Source organism: Aestuariibaculum scopimerae (assembly GCF_059428085.1).
Map to the genome: position 1 here is coordinate 2,193,400 of NZ_CM182089.1, position 23,073 is coordinate 2,216,472.

General features: G+C 33.0%; 22 protein-coding genes and 1 pseudogene. 15 read left to right on the top strand and 8 right to left on the bottom strand.

Going from position 1 to position 23,073, the window contains the following annotated elements; all coding sequences use genetic code 11:
- Positions 1-14: 14 nt before the first annotated feature.
- The 3 genes from AC5SR4_RS09500 to AC5SR4_RS09510 all read right to left on the bottom strand — a co-directional run bounded on the left by AC5SR4_RS09500 (position 15) and on the right by AC5SR4_RS09510 (position 1,812).
- On the bottom strand, positions 15-1,124 hold the full coding sequence (locus AC5SR4_RS09500) for a Fic family protein (RefSeq protein ID WP_495356009.1): 1,110 nt from the start codon (positions 1,122-1,124) through the stop codon (positions 15-17).
- A 119-nt stretch (positions 1,125-1,243) separates the two neighbouring features.
- On the bottom strand, positions 1,244-1,537 hold the full coding sequence (locus AC5SR4_RS09505) for a hypothetical protein (protein ID WP_495356010.1): 294 nt from the start codon (positions 1,535-1,537) through the stop codon (positions 1,244-1,246).
- 2 nt (positions 1,538-1,539) lie between these two features.
- Positions 1,540-1,812, bottom strand: a complete 273-nt coding sequence (locus tag AC5SR4_RS09510) for a helix-turn-helix domain-containing protein (protein ID WP_495356011.1) — start codon at positions 1,810-1,812, stop codon at positions 1,540-1,542.
- A gap of 72 nt (positions 1,813-1,884) precedes the next feature.
- Between AC5SR4_RS09510 and AC5SR4_RS09515 the strand changes: the two genes are divergently transcribed.
- The gene (locus AC5SR4_RS09515) at positions 1,885-3,027 is read left to right on the top strand and encodes a hypothetical protein (RefSeq protein WP_495356012.1); all 1,143 of its coding nucleotides are present in this window, start codon (positions 1,885-1,887) and stop codon (positions 3,025-3,027) included.
- Here AC5SR4_RS09515 and AC5SR4_RS09520 read toward each other — a convergent pair.
- Complete coding sequence (locus tag AC5SR4_RS09520; RefSeq protein ID WP_495356013.1) at positions 3,024-4,235, bottom strand: phage integrase SAM-like domain-containing protein; 1,212 nt, start codon at positions 4,233-4,235, stop codon at positions 3,024-3,026. The two genes, AC5SR4_RS09515 and AC5SR4_RS09520, sit on opposite strands and share 4 nt — an antisense overlap.
- Before the next feature lie 501 nt (positions 4,236-4,736).
- On the opposite strand from AC5SR4_RS09520, the gene AC5SR4_RS09525 reads away from it, so the two are divergent.
- From AC5SR4_RS09525 to AC5SR4_RS09535, 3 genes are all read left to right on the top strand, one after another.
- Positions 4,737-5,450, top strand: a complete 714-nt coding sequence (locus tag AC5SR4_RS09525; RefSeq protein ID WP_495356014.1) for a DUF6090 family protein — start codon at positions 4,737-4,739, stop codon at positions 5,448-5,450.
- Between the two features lie 328 nt (positions 5,451-5,778).
- On the top strand, positions 5,779-7,587 hold the full coding sequence (locus tag AC5SR4_RS09530; protein WP_495356015.1) for a M2 family metallopeptidase: 1,809 nt from the start codon (positions 5,779-5,781) through the stop codon (positions 7,585-7,587).
- A gap of 221 nt (positions 7,588-7,808) precedes the next feature.
- Positions 7,809-8,585, top strand: a complete 777-nt coding sequence (locus AC5SR4_RS09535; protein ID WP_495356016.1) for a DUF6090 family protein — start codon at positions 7,809-7,811, stop codon at positions 8,583-8,585.
- A 293-nt stretch (positions 8,586-8,878) separates the two neighbouring features.
- Here the strand turns inward: AC5SR4_RS09535 and AC5SR4_RS09540 are convergent, their stop codons facing one another.
- The 3 genes from AC5SR4_RS09540 to AC5SR4_RS09550 form a co-directional block, all read right to left on the bottom strand.
- A complete protein-coding gene (locus AC5SR4_RS09540; RefSeq protein WP_495356017.1) occupies positions 8,879-9,316 on the bottom strand; it encodes a hypothetical protein in 438 nt (145 codons plus the stop codon).
- A 17-nt stretch (positions 9,317-9,333) separates the two neighbouring features.
- Entirely contained in the window at positions 9,334-9,816 is a 483-nt protein-coding gene (locus AC5SR4_RS09545) for a cupin domain-containing protein (protein ID WP_495356018.1), read from the bottom strand.
- 82 nt (positions 9,817-9,898) lie between these two features.
- Positions 9,899-10,468, bottom strand: a complete 570-nt coding sequence (locus tag AC5SR4_RS09550; protein ID WP_495356019.1) for a Crp/Fnr family transcriptional regulator — start codon at positions 10,466-10,468, stop codon at positions 9,899-9,901.
- A gap of 246 nt (positions 10,469-10,714) precedes the next feature.
- Between AC5SR4_RS09550 and AC5SR4_RS09555 the strand changes: the two genes are divergently transcribed.
- From AC5SR4_RS09555 to AC5SR4_RS09580, 6 genes are all read left to right on the top strand, one after another.
- The gene (locus AC5SR4_RS09555) at positions 10,715-12,067 is read left to right on the top strand and encodes an amidohydrolase family protein (RefSeq protein WP_495356020.1); all 1,353 of its coding nucleotides are present in this window, start codon (positions 10,715-10,717) and stop codon (positions 12,065-12,067) included.
- 303 nt (positions 12,068-12,370) lie between these two features.
- The gene (locus AC5SR4_RS09560) at positions 12,371-12,850 is read left to right on the top strand and encodes a Crp/Fnr family transcriptional regulator (RefSeq protein ID WP_495356021.1); all 480 of its coding nucleotides are present in this window, start codon (positions 12,371-12,373) and stop codon (positions 12,848-12,850) included.
- 70 nt (positions 12,851-12,920) lie between these two features.
- Positions 12,921-13,487, top strand: a complete 567-nt coding sequence (locus AC5SR4_RS09565) for a DinB family protein (RefSeq protein WP_495356022.1) — start codon at positions 12,921-12,923, stop codon at positions 13,485-13,487.
- Between the two features lie 8 nt (positions 13,488-13,495).
- Entirely contained in the window at positions 13,496-15,058 is a 1,563-nt protein-coding gene (locus tag AC5SR4_RS09570) for a serine hydrolase (RefSeq protein ID WP_495356023.1), read from the top strand.
- A gap of 247 nt (positions 15,059-15,305) precedes the next feature.
- The gene (locus AC5SR4_RS09575) at positions 15,306-15,893 is read left to right on the top strand and encodes a hypothetical protein (protein WP_495356024.1); all 588 of its coding nucleotides are present in this window, start codon (positions 15,306-15,308) and stop codon (positions 15,891-15,893) included.
- 12 nt (positions 15,894-15,905) lie between these two features.
- Positions 15,906-17,960 carry a PKD domain-containing protein gene (locus AC5SR4_RS09580; protein ID WP_495356025.1) on the top strand — a complete coding sequence of 685 codons (2,055 nt, stop codon included), beginning with the start codon at positions 15,906-15,908 and terminating at the stop codon, positions 17,958-17,960.
- 249 nt (positions 17,961-18,209) lie between these two features.
- Here the strand turns inward: AC5SR4_RS09580 and AC5SR4_RS09585 are convergent, their stop codons facing one another.
- Positions 18,210-18,641, bottom strand: a complete 432-nt coding sequence (locus AC5SR4_RS09585; protein WP_495356026.1) for an RrF2 family transcriptional regulator — start codon at positions 18,639-18,641, stop codon at positions 18,210-18,212.
- Positions 18,642-18,782: 141 nt separating this feature from the next.
- On the opposite strand from AC5SR4_RS09585, the gene AC5SR4_RS09590 reads away from it, so the two are divergent.
- From AC5SR4_RS09590 to AC5SR4_RS09610, 5 genes and pseudogenes are all read left to right on the top strand, one after another.
- Entirely contained in the window at positions 18,783-19,286 is a 504-nt protein-coding gene (locus AC5SR4_RS09590) for a c-type cytochrome (RefSeq protein WP_495356027.1), read from the top strand.
- 98 nt (positions 19,287-19,384) lie between these two features.
- Positions 19,385-19,954: a fasciclin domain-containing protein gene (locus tag AC5SR4_RS09595; RefSeq protein ID WP_495356028.1), complete on the top strand. Its 570-nt coding sequence runs from the start codon at positions 19,385-19,387 to the stop codon at positions 19,952-19,954.
- An 18-nt stretch (positions 19,955-19,972) separates the two neighbouring features.
- Positions 19,973-21,937, top strand: a pseudogene (gene nosZ / locus AC5SR4_RS09600) (Sec-dependent nitrous-oxide reductase).
- 86 nt (positions 21,938-22,023) lie between these two features.
- Positions 22,024-22,614 (top strand): hypothetical protein, encoded by a 591-nt coding sequence (locus AC5SR4_RS09605; RefSeq protein WP_495356029.1) that lies wholly within the window; start codon positions 22,024-22,026, stop codon positions 22,612-22,614.
- 19 nt (positions 22,615-22,633) lie between these two features.
- On the top strand, positions 22,634-23,071 hold the full coding sequence (locus tag AC5SR4_RS09610) for a nitrous oxide reductase accessory protein NosL (protein ID WP_495356030.1): 438 nt from the start codon (positions 22,634-22,636) through the stop codon (positions 23,069-23,071).
- The last annotated feature ends 2 nt before the right edge of the window (positions 23,072-23,073 follow it).

Genomic DNA, 23,073 nt, shown 5'->3' on the forward strand with positions numbered 1-23,073 from the left:
GTACGCACTTAAAATTAATCCAAAAAATTAATTTGGTAAGACGTACTACGTCCCTCACCTTCAACTTTAAAAACGTTTAATTCTACAAGTTTTTGTAAATCCCTTGTGGCGGTCGGTTTAGAGGTTTGGTTAATCCGCATATATTTTTTAGCGGTCATGCCCCCCTCAAATCCTTTAGGTCCTTCATCCAACATGCGTTTGACAGCTTTTATTTGTCGGTCATTTAACTGTCCTTGGTAGTGGTCAAACAATTTTGCTTTTTTCAAAGTAAAATCAATCAGGGCTTCGGATTCATCCTGTGCCATTAAAATAACATCTATAAAATAAATGAGCCAGTCCGTGATTTCATTACTGCTTTGTCCTACTTTCAAAGCGTTGTAATAGGCTTTTTTGTTTGCTTCTATTGTTGATGATAGGCTTAATAACAGAGGATAACCAACCGTTTGAGATAATACTTTTTCAGCAATAGCACGACCAATTCGTCCGTTGCCGTCTTCAAAAGGATGGATGCTTTCAAAGTAAAGGTGTGATATTGCCGAACGGATTGGGGCATGTTTCATCTCATGTACCCCTTTAGGAGCGGTATCATTAAACCATTGAATGAAATTATCCATTTCCAAGGGAACTTGTTTTGAGGGCGGGGCTTCAAAATGAACCGTTGGTTTGTCTACTCTGCCCGACACCACTTGCATAGGGTCTTCGTGAGTACGCCAAGCACCAACGTTAATTTTTGACCCCATAGGAAATATCATTTTGTGCCAATCAAAAAGCTTTTCCTTGGTCAAGGTTTCTGCATAACTGTTTTGTATGTCGGTTATAAGAGTTGCCATGCCTTCCGCGCTTTTGTCTTTAACCGTAGCTTGATTGGTGTTAAGTCCTAAATTATTACGGATAGAGGAAAGCACGTCTATTCGACTGATATACTCGCCTTCAATCTCAGACGTTTTAACAGCCTCAGCAACCATAATATGGATCATGGCTTGGATATGGTCTTCTTTAGGTAGAGCTTTTAGAATACCGCTGATACGACCTGACTTTTCAGCAAAGGCATAGAGTTTTTCCTCTAGCTTGCTTAAGTCATAGCTGAATTTTGTCCAATCTTTTTGTTGCCAATTATATCTCATGAGCCGATTATATCATATAATTGGCTCAAAAATACATAAAATAATGAGCCGATTAGCAAAATTAATCGGCTCATTTAAAAAATTTATTGAGAAAATAGGAATATTTGTTTTGAAACAAGCTACATATCCATATCAATTCCTTTGTCTTTATTTTTGCTTTTATCATGGCTATCGAGATTAATATAGGGCGTTTCAATATTGTCCAAATCCAAAGGTGGGATGATCTGTTTGTCTTTATTGAGTTCAATATCCTTTGCGTATTGTTCCATACCTTCTTTCATGGCTTGAATGCGGTTATTACCTGCATGAATGTCCTTTAAAATATCAGGTTTTAACCCTAGCTCTTTGGATAACTCATAACCTTGGTTAAAAGCTTCTTTGTATTCCTTATCAACTTTTGTGTTTTCCTGCATAACTAAAAGGTTTCACGAACATGACTTTCAATATATTCATTGATAGAATCACGATCATAAAGAATGATGCGTTTTTGGGGTTGTGAATATCTGATTTTCCCCTCGTCTCTTAATTTCTGCAACGTTGTCTTTGAAGTAATGTTGAGCAAGGACATAGCTTCCTCTCCATCAATCCACTTGAAAGGTTTATCCTTACCTCGCTTTTCTTCTAGGTGTTCAATCACCTTATCGAAAAGCTTATAAAATGCTTCTTCCTGTAAACAAACGACTTGCACGATATTTTATGTATGAGAAATTTCGTTATAAATATAAAAATTATATATTTAATCGTTATAAAATAATCTTCAATGAAAGAAAAAGGACAAACCCAAGAAGACAATATTCCTGTAGCAATTTATGGTTTTGTTAATAAACTGATACCGTCGAAAATTTCTAATTTCATTCGACTTTTTTTCTTCAGTATTACTCCTGATGTTCCTTATGATTTAAGCAAAAGGATGCAGTCAAAAAATTATTGGAATCCTATTGTATATGGATTTTTAATAGGGTTGTTTTTATGTTTTTTTGTAACAGCAGGTTTTTGTTGGCATGAGGGTGTGCTTTATTTTGATGAAAACACCATGGTAGACCCAATATTTTCAAAAGTTACTTTCTTTTTTGAAGATCGAGTAAATATTATAATGTACACAATCATTACCCCTGCGACTTTTAGCTTAGGCTTAGCTATGCTTTCAGCTACCTTTAAAACATGGGGGCAATTAGATAGCGTTATGAGTAAAAAGAGAAGTGCTTTGTTTGATTGGAAAGGATTTATACTAATTATTTTAATATTAATTGCTTCAAGTGTAGCTATTTCAAATTATATAAATGATATAGTAAACAATAATAGCGAGCTTGGAATTAAAGCTAATGAACTTCATTTTTGGTTTTTGGGAAATCCACTAAATGATAATCTAGTCAAGCCAATTACAATTTACTACACTATCCTAAATTTCTTAATCTTGGCATTTACGCTAACTTGTGTGGCAATTTTTGTTACAGCAGTAAGACCAATTATAAGATTATCGGATTATTTATCAAAGAAAATGGAAATGGGTGAAGAGGAGAATATATCAAAAAATATTGTTGAACGTCTATCGGCATTTGCTGATGTGTATTTATTCGCAAAGCTGTTGTTAGCTGTAGTAATGATTCATAGTATAGTATGGAGCCATTCTCCATTAGCCCTTACAAGTAATTTTAATATTGAACGTGGATTTATTTTATTTGTGAGTTTGTTTTTTATAGCAATTCCTAGATTACATTTTGAATTCGAATGGTTTCGAACATCATTGATTTATAAAGAGAAAGGTATTGAACTTGAACCTAAGCCAAAATTCATAAGAGGATTTAATTATTATGCTATTTATGTTGCAGATTATATAATTGTTGGAGGCTATTTTTTATCCGTAACTGGACTATTGGATTTTGGGACATATCAAGGGATTTAGAAATTAATCACTTTCTCTAACGCATCATCGGTTTCTTTGTGCATAAAATTTGCTTGATAATTGACAGTCGTTGTAATTGAAGAATGGCGATACAGTTTTTGAAGCATTTGAATAGGGATTTTATCGCCAGAGATATTACCGAAACTATGGCGCGCAATATGCATAGATAATTTTTTCTCTATACCTAATTTTTCGGCCACCGTTTCAAGACGTCGATTAAGGCTTCTAGTAATCGTGTTTTTGCGGGTGGCTAACCTTTGAGGGTTTTTTAAATCTGCCTCCTTTAAAAAATCAAAAACTAAAGCTTTTTTATTTTCTACGTCCTTGCTGTAAATATCTAAGATAGCTTGTGCCTTGTCAGGAATAACAAGAGACACCAGTTTTTCATTCTTTCCCATACGATAATGTAAACGCTCGTCTCTTAAATCAGACCATCTCAATTTTATAACATCGCCAACACGGATGCCTGCAAAATAGAAACTCAACAACCAAACATGCAATGCTTGTTGTTGCGATGGCGTTAGATTTTTGGCATTTTCCAGTAATTGAACTTCTGCAATCGTAAGCCCGATTTTTTCACTTTCAGGAAACTTGATTTGCACCTTGTCTTTTCCAAATGGATAGTTTTTGGTATCTACAAGATATTCCTTAATGGCTAGATTATAAATTGTTCTAATCAAAATAAGATAATTGACAGCAGTTCTAGGGGAGACCCCTCTTTCGTGTAACAGATGGGTTTTAAACCTGTTGAGTAGATTGACGTCCAAATCAATAAATTCTAAATATTTTGCGCCCAAAAAGCGTTGAAATATTTGAAGTCTGCCCTTTTCGGTTCTATGTTGCCCTATCTTATTTCTTTTAAGGAGTGATGCCAAATGTATTTCAGACACAGCAAAAAAATCAACGTTATCTTCGCCAGTGATTTTCTTTTTAATGTTTGTTAGGGATGGTCTGGCTTCCTCTGTTTGGGCATCTAAAGCGATAGTATGTGCTTCGCTTAATTTCTTTAAAAGGAAATTGTTCAGCCTTGATGAATTTGGGTGTGATTTCTTGGCAAGCCCTTCTTTCTCGTTCCAATCCTTTTCAAGAATGTATTCACCAGTAAACACAAAACGAGATTTGCGGTTTTGAGTAATGCGAAGCGCAATAGGATAAGAACCATTCTTTTTCTTGTAATTTTTTCGAAGGATTATCTTTACCGTTGCCATATCTGTTTATTTGGATTGGTATAAAGATACAAATTCTCTGTACAACATATGTACAACAAATGCTGCTTTTTGATGGTTTTTATTAAATTTACAAAAAAGACAAAATCGTTGAAAACCCCATAAATAAAGGGGTTTTTGAATACATTTGAAACCATTTGAAAACACGATTCAAAGAACTCATAACCCGAAGGTCACAGGTTCGAGTCCTGTTCCCGCTACACAGAAGCTCTTTGAAAAATCAAGGAGCTTTTCTTTTTTTGTTTAGAACCATTTAGAGGATAAATTAACTAATAAATTGTGTTCCACATCTTACCACTACAGATGTTCCTATACATGAGGGATTTCTAGACTCAACACCCACTTGAATTTAATGTCTTATCTTTAGGATTACTTATGGATGAACAAAACAACTATTATTGTTCTTGAGCTGAATTGTGGAAATAAAGAGATATACAAATAATAAATCACGGCTTTCCCTTCAATAATACTAACTAGTAACCAATGATAAAATTCTTTAGAAACATACGAAAAACACTTTTGAATGAAGGTAAAACCACCAAGTATCTAAAATATGCCATAGGAGAAATTATATTGGTTATGATTGGAATTCTATTGGCACTTCAAGTCAACAACTGGAATGAGAAAAGAATTCAAAGCATAAGCCTCAAAAAAGCTCTTGGACAGATTATAAATGACTTGAAGCAAGATGAGGAAACTTTGAAAATTTATGAAGAGATGGAACATAAACACCTTCAATATCTGGAGGCAATCTCAAACAGGAATTATAACAACATTAAGTTAGATTCAATACTGCATAATCTAGACCATTACATATACTTTTTTGAGAGTAATAATGCTTATTCAACTATAAAATCAAATGGTCTGTTCTCGGAAATTAAAAATGAGGGTTTAAAAGGTAATTTGACAAACTATTACGAAAGGCAATATGACCATTTAGAAGCTTCTTCTGAATTTGCTGAAACCTTTACCAATGATAGAATAGTACCTTTTGTACTATCGAATTTGGATTGGGATGAAAACAGAATAGTTGATGAAACCCTAGTTAAAGAAAGGATGGCTACGACCAATCTTTTGCAACTTGTCAAATTTCAAATAGATGTAAAAAGATATTGTATTAATCAAATTAACTATGCACTTGCACTAAATAATACTTTGAGAACAGAAATTAAAAAGGAAATAGATAATCTAAAATAACTAAAGCATAACAAAATCCATAATCAGAAGCCAATTAAAAACCAGATTGTACCTATTTGAAAATATAAACACTCACATTATGTCCAATCACAAATGTTCCTATACATGGAAGATTTCTAGACTCAACACCCCCTAAAATTTAATTTCTTATCTTTAGGAATACATATCGATGAACAAAACAACGATTATTGTTGTTTCTGAGCTGAATTGTAGTAGTAGAGCCTATTTTATCATCAGATAATCATTTAGTATTCCTTAAATCTAGCCCAATTTTTGCTACATATCTAACATCATCTATTATTCTTATGGTAATTAAAATCATTTTAAAATGAAAAAAATCATTCTAATAATTACCCTCGCAATTTTATTCAGTAGTTGCAAACATGAAAACAAAAACGGTTCAGCCATAAAAAATGAAGTACAATCCTTTTTAGAGAACTACAATACTACATACAAAAAACTTTATTATAAATCAGAGCTTGCAAGGTGGGACGCTAATACACATATTGTACCTGGCGACACTATAAATGCATATAAGGTTCAAAAAACAAAAGAGGCACTTGCCAATTTCACGGGAAGTAATGAAAATATAAATAAAGCCAAACAATTCCTGAAAAACAAAGATGTTTTAGATATTGAACAGGTGCGCCAACTGAATGTGATTTTATACAAAGCTGCCGATAACCCCGAAATTGTTTCTGATTTAGTATCCCAAAGAATAACAGCCGAAAATACTACAACTGAAACTCTTTTTGGTTTTGATTTTAAACTAGATGGAAAATCCGTAACTACGGGTGAAATAGATAAAGTACTAAGAGAATCTAATAATTTAAATGAACGTTTATTGAATTGGGAAGTCTCTAAAGAAGTTGGCATAGATTTGAAAGATGGCTTAGAAAAATTAAGGGACCTACGTAATGGAACTGTAAAGGCTCTAGGGTACGATGATTATTTCAGCTACCAAGTGTCTGACTATGGAATGACAAGGGAGGAAATGCTTTCTGAAATGAAAAAAATGGTAAAAGAAATCTGGCCACTTTATCGAGAACTTCATACTTGGGCACGTTATGAATTGGCAAAAAAATATAATGAAGGTGTACCAGAGTATTTACCAGCACATTGGTTACCCAATCGATGGGGACAAGATTGGAGCGTATTGGTCAATGTAGAAGGATTAGATATCGATGCTGCTATTGCAGATAAAAATCCTGAATGGATGGTGAAAGAAGCTGAAAATTTTTATATAAGTATTGGTTTTGATGCCTTGCCAAATAGTTTTTATGAAAAATCAAGTTTGTACCCGCTTCCTGCTGACGCAGCATATAAAAAAAACAATCATGCTTCTGCTTGGCCTATGGATTTAGAAAATGACTTACGTTGTTTAATGAGCATTGAACCTACAACTGATTATTATGATACGGTTCATCATGAACTGGGCCATATTTATTATTACCAATACTTTTCAAACCCTGATGTGCCACCAATATTACGAAAATCAGCAAACAGAGGTTTCGATGAAGCTATTGGAAGTTTATTAGGGTTTGCAGCCATGCAAAAACCTTTTTTGACTGAAAAGGGATTAGTGGGTTCAGATATTCATATAGACGCAACTCAAAACTTATTAAAGGAAGCTTTAAAATATGTTATATTCATTCCATGGTCAGCGGGTGTAATGACAGAATTTGAAAATAAACTGTACTCAGAAAATTTATCGAAAGACGAATTCAATAAAGTTTGGTGGGAATTAGTTAAAAAATATCAGGGCATTATACCCCCTTCAGAAAGAGGTGAAGCCTATTGTGATGCCGCTTCTAAAGTTCATATTATTATGGATGCCGCTCAATATTATGATTATGCAGTATCCTTTATTTTGCTATTCCAGTTTCATGACTACATTTCAAAGAATATACTCCAACAAGACTCTCATGCTACTAATTATTATGGAAGTAAAGAGGTAGGAGAATTTTTGATAGATATACTAAAAACTGGAGCCAACAATGATTGGCGAACATTGCTCAAAAAAAGTGTTGGAAGCGGTATGAGTGCCAAACCCATGTTGGATTATTTTGCGCCATTGATGACATATCTGAAAGAGAAAAATAAAAACAGAACATATACCTTACCCGCAACTATTTAAAAATAGTAATGCCCCCTACATTTAATACTATCACAAATGTTCCTATGCTCGGTGGATTCTTTGCATTAACATCTACTAGAATTTAATGTCTTATATTTAGGATTACATATTGATGAACTAAACAACAGCTGTAGTTGTTCCTAATTTGAATTGTCGGGATAAAGAGAGATATTTAAATAACAAATTACGAGTTTCCATTCATTATAACCAACCACTAACCAATGATAAAATTTTTTAGAAAAATTAGACAAAATTTACTTTTTGAAGGTAAAACTACCAAATATCTAAAATATGCCATTGGTGAAATTGTTTTGGTAGTGATTGGTATTTTGATTGCTTTGCAAATAAATAATTGGAATGAGAATAGGAAGGCCAATAAAAAATCCAGAAACTACTTAATTGAGATTAAAAGTGATTTAAAAGCGGACACCATCCTTTTTAATACCGCAATAAAGCACTTAAATAATTATATTGCCGATGAGGAATGGGTTTTAAACGCTACCGATTACACCTACAAGGATGCCGATAGATTATGGGAGTGTATAAGTGGTTGGTATATGCACTTTAGTGTTAATACTCGAACCTTTAAAGAAATGCAAAATCAAGGTAGCTCTAAATTAGTTGGGTTTAATGCACTCTCAGAAAAAATCAATACGTATTACACAAGTATAAATGATAAAACTGAAAGAGCCGCTGCCTGGGAAATGAAAGATGTAACTGAACGACAAATTTATTTAAGGGATTTAGAAGAAACAATAGAAATAAGTAACCACAGAATGAAAGTTTGGGGAGTTGGCCTAGTTAAGAAATCCTTCCCAATGCGACAGGACTCTATAACTAATTCTGAATTAATTATAGCCTTTGCCAAATCCATTCGTGGTCGCAATCATTTTAAAAATAACTATGTAAGACACCTAAGAACAATAAAAACGTTTATAACAGTTACTACTGAAGCCAAAGAACTCATAAAAGAAATAGAAAAAGAATTACAAAACTAATGAAAGTACATTAACTTCTATAATCAATAGCTTATTGAACACTAGAGATATTGCATCTATTTAATAATGTACCCCACCCACATTTATTACTTACACAGACGATGGTTTAACTGGAGGTTGATTTTTCAAAATCAATTATTTTGATGATGTCACTGATTAAGGTATTTCGGTTCGATAATTCAACCTTTCCCGCTACAAAAAAAACATAATTTTAATTATGGGTTTTTCTTTTGAATAAGGTCGTATAAATAGTAGTATTGCAGAAGTGCCTTTACTTAGGTCACTATTTACTTTTATTCATTGAGTTCTATATACTTTTTTGTCAAGAAAGATTCGGCTTGGGAAATAGTTTCACACAAAACCGTTGTTACTGGACTATATGTTTTTTCTAAAGCTATGGAAGATAATTTTGAAAACAAATCAGGAGATATAATGCTAATATTATATCTTAACCCATATTCAAAATTTAATGGAAAAAAATAGTTGCTAATCCAATCAACTAACCCGGCCCAAGCGCCTTCAATTTCTTTGGTATCATGTACATGAAAACGACATTTGGTTCTTTTCCACTCTTTTTTTTGCCATTCATACATGCGCATGGAAGCCATTTTAACTTCTTCTTCAGAACAAGGCCCTATCCATTTCATCAAAAGATAGTTTTTTTGTGGCTCATAACTTATTTTTGCATAAATCGTGCCTTGGCTATTTCTGATTAAATCAACAACTATCATGGGTTTACAAAACTTATTTAAACAATCTCAGGGAAAATAAATTTCACCTCATGAGATGGTGCATGTTTAAAAACTCTATCTAAGTTTAAGCTTTCAATATTAGGAACTTTTTTTAAATCTGGAATATCAGATTCGCTTTTAATTTCATCTCCAATAACCCTAAAGTAATTGAGCAAATTACCTGGTGTTAGCAAAACAATCATTTTACCCATAGTCTCTCCTACATTTTTAAATGTATGTACAGCATCGGACGGGACATGGATAACACTCCCAGGAAAAGCTTTAATAGGGTTTTCAGGATCGTTTAAAACAAACTCAAAAGTTCCTTCTAAAACATAAAACAATTCTTCGTCTGGGTGCTGATGTAATGGAGGACCTCCTAAAGGTGGAACACACTCCTCAAAAATGGCATATTGATGATTGGTTTCTTGTTCGTTTACAAGAACACTAATCAAGTCTGTTAAAACTAATAACTGTTCTTTTTTTGAATTAAATAACATGATTTTAAGATTTAAAATTAATTTGCTTAGACAAAGGACCTAAACTATATTCAAACTTAAATTGATTTGAATCAAGAAAACATTAAATCGAGAATTTCGCTCTATATCTGCTCAAGGTTTCGGGAGTAATCCCTAAATAACTAGCAACATAGTATAAAGGAATTCTTTTAAATATTTTAGGGTGTTCTTCAGTTAGCTTTTTAAACCTTGTTTCGGGATTGTCTAGTAAAAGGGTTGCGGTCCTTTTTTCAGCTTTTAGAAATTGCTCTTGTAAAATAACTTGCGACATAAAATGGAAGCTATCATGCTTTGATATTAATTCCATTACCTTTTCTCGTGTTAAAGTAAAAATTTGACACTTTTCTATAGCAACTATGTGCGATATAGATGGTGTTTGGGAAATGAAACTTCCTAAAGATCCTACTAATGAGTTTTCAAAAAAGAAATCATTGCAAGTTTCCTTTTCGGGTGATTCGTAAAACAAACGCATTGATCCTTTGGTTAAAAATCCAATTTTAGTACACACATCACCTAATTTTAGAAAACTCTCACCTTTTTCTAAATGAACGTCTTCAAGTGCTTCAGACAAATAATTGAGTTCAATCTTTGAAATATTAAAAGCCTTTTCAATGTTGAAAATTAAATTTTTCATAGTGGTGGCTAACAGCCTTTTTAAGTACTTCTAAATTTATTTAAAAATGTGTTTAGTTGATCATTTATATTTGAAAAAGACGCAGGAACCTTCATTATGTTACAAGCGTTAAAAATTTATAGTGAATACAACTAAGTGTTTATTTAACTCTTACAAACTTATGTTATCCAATACAATTCAATCTTGATTCAAATCAATTTGTTTTGTTCTCAATAATCTCATTTTTGCAAAAAATATTTTATAATAATGAGCACAAGATTAAAACTACTAAAAGGAGGAACAGTACTGACCTATAATAAAGAAAAATGGGTGTGCGATACCTTAGATGTATTAATACAAGACGATAAAATTATCGACATAGCCAAAGAGCTTAAAGCTTCCGAAAACACAATGGTAATAGATGCTTTAGACAAATATGTAATTCCCGGATTGGTTGATACGCATCGGCATGTATGGGAGGCTGCCTTTAAAGGAATAGCTTCAAATTGGACTTTAATGGAATACTTAACCAAGTTTTTAGGAGAAATTGCCCCAAAAATGACTCCAGAAAATGTTTATTTAGGAAATCTACTGGGTGCTTTGGAGGCTATTAACTCTGGTGTAACTACTATTTTTGATTGGTCGCATATCATGAATTCTAGTGAACATACCGATGCTGCCATTAAAGGGTTAAAAGACTCTGGAATTAGAGGACTGTTTGGATATGGAACTCCAGGAACCTCTGTTTGGGAATGGTTTTTTGAAAGCAAGTTACCACATCCATATCTTGCTAAAGATGTAAAACAAAAACATTTTAACTCACAAGATGATTTAGTGCAAATGGCTTTAGCTATTAGAGGGCCTGAATATTCTACACTTGAGATTGCAAAAAATGATATTCAAATGGGACGAGAATTAAATCTGCCCATCTCTATGCATATTGGCGGAGGTTTGTTTGGCCCTAAATATGATGGCGTTCAAAAATTAGCAAATGAAAAATTATTGGGACCTGACTTAAATTTTGCACATGCAAATACTTTGTCGCACCTTGACTTTGAGTTGCTGGCAAATTTTGGTTGTTCAGTCTCCATTACACCTGAGGTTGAAATGCAAATGGGATTAGGTATTCCCGCAACAGGGCGTGTCATGCAATATGGAATAACCGCTGGTTTGGGTGTTGATATTGTTACAGCTACTTCTGGTAGCCTTTTTAATCAAATGCGTATGGCCTTACAAGTAGAAAGAGCGGTTAGAAATGACCTGAGCTATAAAAAAGGCGAAATGTTGAACTCTTTGACCATTGACTGTAAAGATATTTTTAAATTAGCAACTATAGGCGGTGCAAAAGCACTTGGATTGGAAACTAAAATTGGATCTATTGAAGTAGGAAAGCAAGCCGACTTACTTTTAATAGATGCTAAAAGTATACACAAGTATCCCACAGCAAACCCGCTTTCATCCTTAGTGCTTTATAGTGTAGAGCAAGATGTTAATACTGTTATAGTATCTGGAAAAATAATGAAGAAAAATGGAGTTTTGATTTACAATGACATAGATAAATTGATTAAAAAAGCACTCCATTCATCACAAGATATATTAGAAAAACCGCTTTCAAATTAAAAATCAATACCTAAATTATGACAGATTTGATTGTGATGTCCTTCATGGAATTAGTACTGGATTTTGTATAGCCTGCATGCGTCTGGTTCTACAAAATATTTAAAAATAATTCATGGGAAATTTTTAAAGTAATGCTAAACTTAATTAAATAAAACCGAAAACCTTGAAATTCCATTATTTAAAATCTGGGAGTATATTATGAAGGTTGTTATATTTATAGCACGTTAAAATTAAATTAATATACAAGTGGAATTAACCTTGTTTGATCACTTAAAATCTCATGAAACCCTAGGTTCACAAAAAATGGATTTAACTAGGTATGAGTATTTGCTGACTCCTGGAGTGGTAGAAAATTATATCTATTTTGTCGAAGAAGGCGCTTTGCGCCTTTTTTATATGTCTGAATACGAAGAATATGATATTAGGTTTGCATACTCAGGGAATTTAATCACTTCGTTGAGTTCCTTTTTAACAGATAATTCTTCAGAATATTTTATTCAAGCTATTAGAAAGAGTACTATTTACAGAATCCCTAAGAAGGAATTTTTTGAATTTGTTAATAGCGATATAAAATGGCTGAGAGATTATGTGGGAATTATGGAAAATGTAGTGCTACAACAATTGGAAAGAGAAATAGATATCTTAACAGAGTCGCCCCAAGAAAGGCTTAAAAGGGTTTTACACAGAAGTCCCAAATTATTTCAGGAAATCCCCCTTAAATATATAGCTTCTTACTTAAGGATGACCCCAGAAACTCTTAGCAGATTACGTAGCAAGCTTTAATTAAATTCTTGATTTGAATCAATTTTTATTTGTAACACAAGTTAGATTTTTGTAAAAAAATATTTAGCAGATGTTGACACATGACCTATTTGAAGAATTAAATGATATTTCTAATAAAGCTCTCCATTTTGGTATAGCCTTAAAAAATTTAGATGACAGCCAGTTAAACTTTAGGCAACATCAAAATCAATGGTCAATTTTAGAGTGCTTAGAGCATTTAAACCTTTATGGAGATCATTATCTTACTGAAATTGAAACCATTTTATCGAAAAGCAAGAAAGTCCAAAACAAATTAACATTCAAAGGAAGTTTATTAGGAAATTACTTTGTTAAAATTATCAAACCCAAAAAAGGTAGTTCAAAAAAAATGAAAACAGCAAGCACCATGAACCCTTTAAACAAAAAGCTGGATAAAACAACTATTGACAGGTTTATTCAGCAACAGGAGCATCTGCTGCTTTTATTAAAAAAATCTAAAAACTATTCATTGGTAAAAATTAAGATACCCACAACACTTTCAAGATTCCTATATCTAAGCTTAGGAGATACATTAAGGTTTGTAGTGTTTCATAACGAAAGACATCTTTTGCAAGCCAGTCAATTACTTCAAAATATGAACATAGAATACAAATTTTAAAAATAAAAATGAGAACAAAGAAAATTATAACATGTCTTTTATTACTTATATGTAGTGGTATACAGGCGCAAATGTCATCGCATCAAATAGATGATTTAGTAAACGAGGCTTTAAAAAAGTTTGATGTAGTTGGAGCTGCTGTTGGAATTGTTAAAGATGGAAAAATTATACACGCAAAAGGCTATGGTTATGCCTCATACAACACCAAAACATTAGTTAACGAGCATACTTCATTTGGTATAGCATCTAATAGTAAAGCTTTTACTGTAGCGGCATTAGCTATTTTAAAAGACCAAGGTAAATTAAATTGGAACGATAAAGTGATCGATTATATTCCAGAATTTAGAATGTACAGTCCATACGTTACAGAAAATTTCACAATTACAGATCTTCTAACACATCGTAGTGGTATTGCAGAAGGATCAGGAGATCTTATGCTATATCCTGATGGCGGAGATTTTACAATTGACGATGTCGTTAAATGTTTTCAATATTTTAAACCCCGTGCTGCATTTAGAACAGAGTTTGACTATAGTAATCTTTTATATTGGATAGCAGGCGAAGTTGTAGGCAGAGTTAGTGGAGTTAGTTTTGATGATTATGTAGAGGCCAATATTTTTAAACCCCTTTCAATGCCAGATTCTTTTGGGAAGCTAAGTGAGCATCATAAGAATCAAAATATTGCAATGCCTCATGTTATTGACAATCAATATGGTTTGAGGCAAATTGAACCTTTCCAGGAAATCATTAATAGTGCGCATGGCGGGTTTGATTCTAGCGCATATGATATGTGTCAATGGATGCTTGTTCAACTAAACCAAGGGAAGTATGGTAAAGATTTAACTGAAACCTTGTTCTCTGAATCCAGTCAAGAAGAAATGTGGAAAGTACATACCGTTTTAGATGTTAGAACCAGCCCGCATTACAACAATCATTTTTTTGGTTATGGGTTAGGGTGGTTTGTATCTGATATTGCAGGTAAAAAGAGTATTCTCCATACAGGAAGCTCTCCTGGTATGCTCTCTAGAACCTGGTTAATTCCTGAGCTTGATTTAGGTGTAGTTGTATTAACCAATACTAGCGATTCAGGGGGAAGTCTGTATTCCGCGGTTTCCAAAACTATTATGGATACTTACTTAGGACTAGAAAAAGTAGACTGGATAGACTACCACTATCAGTCATTAATAAGAAGAACCGAAAATGAAGATTTTGTTACAAAAAATGTTGAAGAACAAATTTTAAAAAACAAAGGGATAAAAGTAGAAGCAGTTAATTTAGTTGGAGTATACGAAGACCCTTGGTTTGGTAAAATAGAAATTTATAAAGAGAATGAACAACTATGGTTTAAATCGTATCGTTCTCCAAAATTAAAAGGGCCTATGTTCTATTATAAAGCAAATAGCTTTGTTGTAAAATGGTTAGATAGAAGCCTTCATGCAGATGCCTTTGTTAATTTTCTATTAGATGAGGAAGGAAAACCATATCAAATAAAAATGAAAGGTGTTTCACCAGGTATAGACTTTAGTTATGACTTTCAGGATTTAAACCTCAAAAAAATATCTAACAGATAATCTTCAATACTAAACGTTTTTTTAGAGGAGCCGTCTAGAGCATGTTCTCTCAGGCGGCTTTTTTGTAAATATACCTTGCGTATATAAAATTAGAACCAACCTATTTTCTTGATTCAAATCAAGTATAACAATTTTATACTGCTTTTATTTTGCTATTGGATTTTAGGGGATTTTATAGTGGTTTTCTATTAACACCCCAAAGTGATTTCCTTTAATAAATATTTTATCAATAAAAAAAGAAACAGTTATGAAAAAAATTAAAAAAAAGAATTTGGTATTGATATCTTTTGTCCTATTAGTGCTTTTGTCTTGCCAAGATGATGATACATCACAACCTATACAGCCTATTGGTTCTGTGCCTGAAGAATTAGTAGGTGTTTGGGTCGACTCGTGGAGCTTTTACATGAATTATGAGTTTGACCCACTACTCTACAACCCAGCCTCTAACAAATGGTTCTCAGGAGCACTCGATCCTTGGTCCATGAACCCTGTTCCTGCACTTGGCATAGAATTTAAAGAGAATGGCGATTTTGTTCATTCAGTAGTTGTAAGCACCAGCACTGGAGGGTGCCAAGTTTACACAGCCGAATACTTAAAAGGAATTGTAGACGGCGCTTCATTAGATCAAATAATTTTTAAACCACAGGTTAGAAGAATGAAACACCATAGTGTTTGTAATCCAAGTATGGATTTTGATAGAGACGAACCTATTAGTAATTACGCAATTACGGCTGAGATTTCTACAACTTTAAACAATGCAGGTCAAGAAATTAGTGAATTAAAAATGACCGATGAACACGGTGCTTTCTTAAAGTATTACAGATTAAATCAATAAAAAAATAATATAATGAAAAATAAAATTTTAAACTTAAAAGTAGCTATTTTATCATGCATTGGTTTAATAGCATGTCAAGAAAACGATTCAATAGATAGTGTTAATCCATTAAAAGCCAATGCTGGTTCAGATATACTGGCAATTGTTGGTAATACAGTTACATTAGATGGCAGTAAATCTACGGACTCTGAAGGCGATGAATTTTTGTTTGAATGGTTAGTAAAAAGCCAACCAGCTAATAGTGAAGCTGAATTAATTAATAAAAACCAAGCCAAACCATTATTTACACCAGATAAAGCAGGAGATTATATAATTCAATTAAAAATTTCAAAATCTAATTGGGAATCAATAGACGAAATTAAAATCATAGCCTCTGATGTTGGTACACAAACCATTGTCATTTCTGAAGATATCACTCAAGATATGGTTTTAAACAATGTTTTTATAGATGATTATCATTTGGTAGATTACTTGATTACCCAGCCAATTCAATTACATGCCAAGTTAACCATTATGCCAGGTGTAAGAGTGGCATTTGCTGAACATGCTTCTCTAAAAATTACTCAAGAAGGAGCTTTCATTTCTGAGGGTGGTTCAACTGAAGAAAATAGAATTTACTTAACAGGCGAAGAAGAAATCCCGGGCTTTTGGAATGGAATTTATATTAGCTCTGATAATCAAAATAATAAATGGAACTACACAGAAATGTCATATGCTGGTGGTGTTGCAGAGTGGAGTTCAGAAGCCATAGGGGTATATTTAGATGAGAATAGCTATTTACCAATAACCAACTCTTTTTTCAAGGAAAACTCAGGAATTCAAGTTTACTATTCGGAATTTTCGCAAATATCAGAGTTTAATGGTAACAATATGCTTGGTGTAGAAAACAACAAACACAATCTTTTAGCGCCAATAACTCAAATAAGCAATATAGGTACAAGCAATCAAATTTTAAATGGAGATATAGCCTTTAAAAATTCTATTTTGAACAATGGTGAGAATATAGATTGGCCAAGTTATTTATATACATCTTTAGACGGTATCAAACTACTTAATGGAACCACTTTAAACATTCCAGAGTACACTCAAATAAGAGTTGCACAAAACAAGAGAATTGATGTATTAAATGAAAGTAAAATAATAGCAGAAGGCTCTCAATCTGGTATTATTTATTTCATGGGTTTAGAAGACATTTCTGGTTACTGGAAAGGTATTTATATAGAACATAGTGGAAATAATCATTCTGTATTTGATTTTGTAGTTATTAAGAATGCAGGAAGCGAACCTTTAGCTGGCAATCAAGCGTCATCTTTCCATTTAGGGGCTTACGGAGTCGCCTCTATTGATAACTCTTCTTTTAATAATGGTGCTGGTGATGGTATTGAAGCTACCTCTGAAGGTTCAACCATTTTGTCTTTTACAGGTAATTATATTCGTGGACACCAAGGTTACCCTATTGCAGTGTCAACTAAAAATGTAGCAATTTTAGATTTCTTAACGTTTTTTAGTAATAATGGTAAAAATCAAGTTAGAGTTGATGGAAACTATCCGATATTTTTTGATAGTGAAACTATTTGGAGAGGGTTTCAGCAAACCAATATAACCTACCATATTAATGGCTTGGGGAAGGACTTAACAATTTGGTCGGGTTTAAGGTTAATGCCAGGAGTAATCCTGGAAATGGAAGAAAACTCAAGAATTGTAGTAGAAAGCGCTAATGGAAAAGAGGGGTATTTAAAAGCTTTAGGAATTATATCCAAACCAATAATAATAAGGAATATATCAGGAGTTTCTGGGTCTTGGTATGGAGTGACTTTTTCAAACACTCATATAAATAACTATTTGAATTATGTTGAAGTTTTACATGGTGGAAAACCAGTTGACAATAGTTTTTCAGCAAATATAATTATTGATAACAGTCCGGAAGGACGATTAAGTATTTTAAATTCAAAAATTGGTTATAGTGGACAACATGGAATTTCAGTTTTAAATCAGTCTAGAGAGAATTTAGCAGATGATAACTTAACATATGTAGAAATTCCTGGTAATAATGTTTATGAATGGTAGCAATTTTATTGCAGCCACATAAATTCTATTGATTTTTTTGATATTTGTTTTAATAGGTAGTTCATTTTTAAAAATAATTATAGGGTGCTTGGCTATGATTCCTACTAAAGAATCTAGAGTTTTTTTAGTAGGAATCATTCAAGTAATTAACTTAGGTAGCAATGAATTTTAACTATTACATGTCATTTTATTTCCTTCAACTTTAGTTGGAGGTTTTTTTATAAGCGGCATTATTCTCCAATCAAATTTTTAAAGCGGTAAAACAGATTTACCGTTTTTAACATCTAATGCCAATTCATTAATAGTGTTTGATTTTAAGTTTTTTATCAATACGGTTCTTGATTTGTTAGCTAGGTGATGTATTGGACAAGGGTTATCAGAATTACAAAGTTCCAAACTCAATAAACAGGCATTCAATTTTCTTTCCCCATCTATAGCGTTAATAATGTCCATAACACTTCTTTTTTTATCACTTTCACTTAAATAGAATCCTCCTTTAGGACCACGTGTAGATGATATCAACTTTTGTTTTGCAAGTTGTTGTAATAATTTAGCAATATATGCCTGTGGTACATTTATAGGCTCTGAAATATCTTTCACCATAATTTTTTTTTCTTCATTAGAGTGTATGGCCAAAAACAATACAGCTTTAATGGCATATTTAGTGGAATTTGAAATCATTTGCTTAAAATATTTAACATGTCAAAATAAAAAAGATATTTTTGTCTTAAATATGATTTTTATCATGTTTTATAATTAGTCTACATTCTATTTTTGTGTTGTTAAATCGAATTTTTAATTAAAAATAACTTAAAAATCAACATGAAAGCAATGTTCAAATTATTCTCACTCATATTTCTTAGCTTATTAATTAGTTGTGGTGGGAAAAGCGAAAAAAAGAAAGAGTCATTTTCTTATGAAAAAGTGATTACTACTGAAACAAAAGCACCGGCTGAAACTAAAACGGTTTTGGCTTCAGAAAAAGTAGATCTTACCAATAAAGGTGTTGGGCCCATAACGTCACTTGAGTTAAGTGATGAAATTGATCAAGCTATGGTTACCCACGGACAAGAAATTTACAATAAAATGTGTACAGCTTGTCATAGGCCTAACAAGAAATTTATTGGACCAGCACAAGTGGGAATATTAGATCGTAGAACACCAGAATGGATTATGAATATGATTTTAAATCCTGAAGAAATGGTTCAAAAAGATCCTTTGGCTAAAGAACTATTAACAGAGTTTAACGGCGCCCCTATGGCTAATCAAAATCTAACTCAAGAAGAAGCCAGAGCAATATTGGAATACTTCCGAACATTAAAATAACATTTAAATGAAATCCCATGATAATTACTCTCTCAGATACACAGATAATTATTAAGGGTATTCTATCTGATTAAATAAAAAACAATAAAAACAAACAGATGAAAACCAAACTAAACATTTTATTAACCCTTTTTGTTGTCTTGAGTATTTTTGGCTGTAAAAATAATCAAGACCCAGAAACTAAAGACCCTTCAACAGAAGTAAACAATACTACTGAGAAAAAACAAGGACAAGCTTTTATTAAGGATGATGAATCTAAGCCTAATGTTTTACAAATAGCAATTGGTTCAAAAGACCATACCACTTTAGTTGCTGCTGTTCAAGCTGCTGAACTAGAGAATGCCTTAGTAAACGCAGGCCCTTTAATGGTATTTGCACCAACAAATGAGGCTTTTGCTTTGCTACCAGAGGGAACCGTTGAAAACTTATTGAAACCCGAAAACAAAGCAAAGCTTGCTCTTATATTAAAACATCATGTTACTCCCGGTAACTACTCAAAAGCATTTTTAAAGAAATTTAAGCACTTAGGTCAAGCTAGTAATGAAAATGTTAGCGTAGAGGTTAAGGGTGAAGATGTTTTTGTAGGGGGCGCAAAAATCATTGCAAGTGTCCCAGCTGGAAATGGGATTGTTCATGTTGTTGATAAAGTAATATTACCTGAAAACTAATACTAAATAAATATTATAATGAAACAAATTTTAAAAATATCAGTTGGATTTATAATTATTGTTCTTGCATTTACAAGTTGCAATAATGGAAAATCTTCAAAATCTAATGGCGCTTTAAGTTCAAGCGCTGCTGAAAAAGTATATGTAGCTCCTGGAGAGCATGACGAATTTTATGCCTTTATATCTGGAGGTTTTAGTGGTCAATTATCTGTTTATGGATTACCATCTGGCAGATTGTTTAAAATAATTCCTGTATTCTCCCAAGATGCAGAAAAAGCTTGGGGATATAACGAAGAAACTAAACCAATGCTAAATACTTCTCATGGGTTTATACCCTGGGATGATTCTCACCACCCAGACATTTCACAAACCAATGGGGTTGTGGATGGCAGGTATGTTTATATTAACGCTAATAACACACCTAGGATAGCTAAAATTGACTTAACAACATTTGAAACTACCGAGATTATTGAAATACCAAATAGCGCAGGTAATCACAGTTCTTCATTTGTAACAGAGAACACAGAATATGTAGTAGCCGGAACCCGTTTTTCTGTTCCAGTTCCCCAAAGAGATATGTCAATTAAAGATTATAAAGGTAACTTTAAAGGCGCCTTGTCTTTTTTGAAAATAAATCCTGATAATGGTGAAATGGCAATTAAATTTCAATTATTAATGCCAGGATTTAACTATGATTTATCTCACCCTGGGCGTGGTAAATCTCATGGATGGTTCTTTTTTACAACGTACAATACCTAAGAGGCAAATTCTCTTTTAGAAGTGAACGCTTCTCAAAATGATAAAGACTTTATTGCTGCTATTAACTGGAAAAAAATAGAGGAATATGTAAATAATGGCGGTGGAACTAAAATGCCTTCAAAATATGCACATAACATATATAGCGACGAAACACATACAGCAACTTCTACCATGATAAACGAGGTGTTAACCGTAAACCCCTTAGACGTCCCAGGAGCTGTTTATTTATTACCTACACCAAAATCTCCTCATGGTTGCGATGTAGATCCCTCTGGTGAGTATATTGTTGGAAACGGAAAACTTTCGGCCAATCTTACTGTTCATTCATTTACAAAAATGCTTGATGCCATTAAAAACAACAAAATTGATGGAGAAGCTTATGGAATTCCAATTTTAAAATTTGAAGATGTTCTAGCGGGTTCTGTAGTACAACCGGGCTTAGGGCCATTACATACAGAGTTTGATGGTAAAGGGAATGCTTATACTACCTTCTTTATTTCTTCTGAAGTTGTAAAATGGAAATTAGGCACTTGGGAAGTTATAGACAGAAAACCAACGTATTATTCTGTTGGCCATTTAATGATTCCGGGTGGTAACTCTGCTAAACCTTTTGGAAAATATGTGTTGGCCATGAATAAAATTACAAAAGACCGCTATTTGCCAACAGGTCCAGAGGTAACACAATCCGCTCAATTATATGATATTACGGGCGATAAAATGGAACTTTTATTGGACTTCCCTACCGTAGGAGAACCCCACTATGCAGCTGGTTGTCCTGCTGATATTATAAAAGTTAATTCAAAAAAATTATATCAGCTAGAGGAAAACAACCATCCGTATGCTGCTAAGAGTGATGCAGACACTAAAGTGGTGCGGAAAGGAAACGAAGTTCATATACAAATGACAATGATTCGAAGCCACTTTTCTCCTGATAATATTGAAGGTATTAAGGTAGGAGACAAGGTATATTTTCATGTTACCAACTTAGAGCAAGATTATGATGTGCCACATGGAATAGCTATGATTGGAGCAAATACGTCTGAGCTATTGATTATGCCTGGACAAACTGAAACATTTGTTTGGGAGCCTAAAGCGGTAGGTGTTTGGCCATTTTACTGTACAGATTTCTGTTCTGCTCTACACCAAGAAATGCAAGGTTATGTAAGGGTTTCTCCTGCATCATCAAGCATTGATTTGTCTTGGTCTTTAGGTGATGATTTTTAATTGTAAATAACTTAAAAAAGGCGAGAGCATTATGTCGCTCTCGTCCTTTTTTTAAGAAATAGTTAAACCCATTAATATTTAATACCATGAAAAAGTCAAACATCATAATGCTTCTTGCTGCTATATTGCCTCTAGGCTTATTCCTGTTTCCACTATGGAGCATTACTTTAGAGGCGCCACAATATCCTACACCCTTAGGCATGAATATCTATATTAATGATTTTGCAGACGCTAACCCACATGATATTCAAAATATTAATTTAATGAACCACTATGTGGGCATGAAATATATCCCAGATGCTATTCCAGAATTCAAAATTTTTCCGCTAGGAATTATTATAACAACCATAATAGGGTTAATTATTGCTTTTAAGGGAAACTACAAATGGTTTTTAGCATGGTTTATATTAATGATTATATTAAGTGGAGCTGGAATTTATGATTTTTATTTATGGGAGCATGATTATGGACATAATTTAGATCCAAAAGCCATAATGAAGTTTACCAATCCAGATGGTTCTATTATGGGGTTTCAACCCCCTTTATTCGGGACTAAGCATATTCTAAATTTTACAGCGCACTCGTATCCAAAATTGGGCGCCTTCTTTTTAGGGTTAGGAATTGTAATTTCTTTGTTGGCCTATTATGTTGGTTTAAAAAAGCATAAGAAACTTTAAACATTTAATACTTTAAAAAATGCAATCAATAAGATACTTTTTAACGTTTTTATTACTAGCGCTCTATGCAAGTTGTAATGTATCTCCTCAAGCAATAAACTATGGCTCTGATGGCTGTTACTATTGTAAAATGACAATTGTAGATAAGGTTCATGCAGCAGAAATTGTTACAAATAAAGCAAAGGTGTATAAGTTTGATTCAGCCGAATGTATGATTAATTTTTTAAAGGAATTTGATGCTTCATCTCATGTAGAACTGTACCTGGTTAATAGCTTTTCAGAACCAGAAATATTGATTGATGCTACTAAGGCAACCTTTTTAATTAGCCAAAACATTCCCAGTCCAATGGGCGCATATTTAACGGCTTTCAAAAATGAAGACGAAGCTATTAAAATGCAATCTAAAAAAAGTGGAAATCTATATACCTGGCAAGAATTATTAAAGCATTTTAAATAATA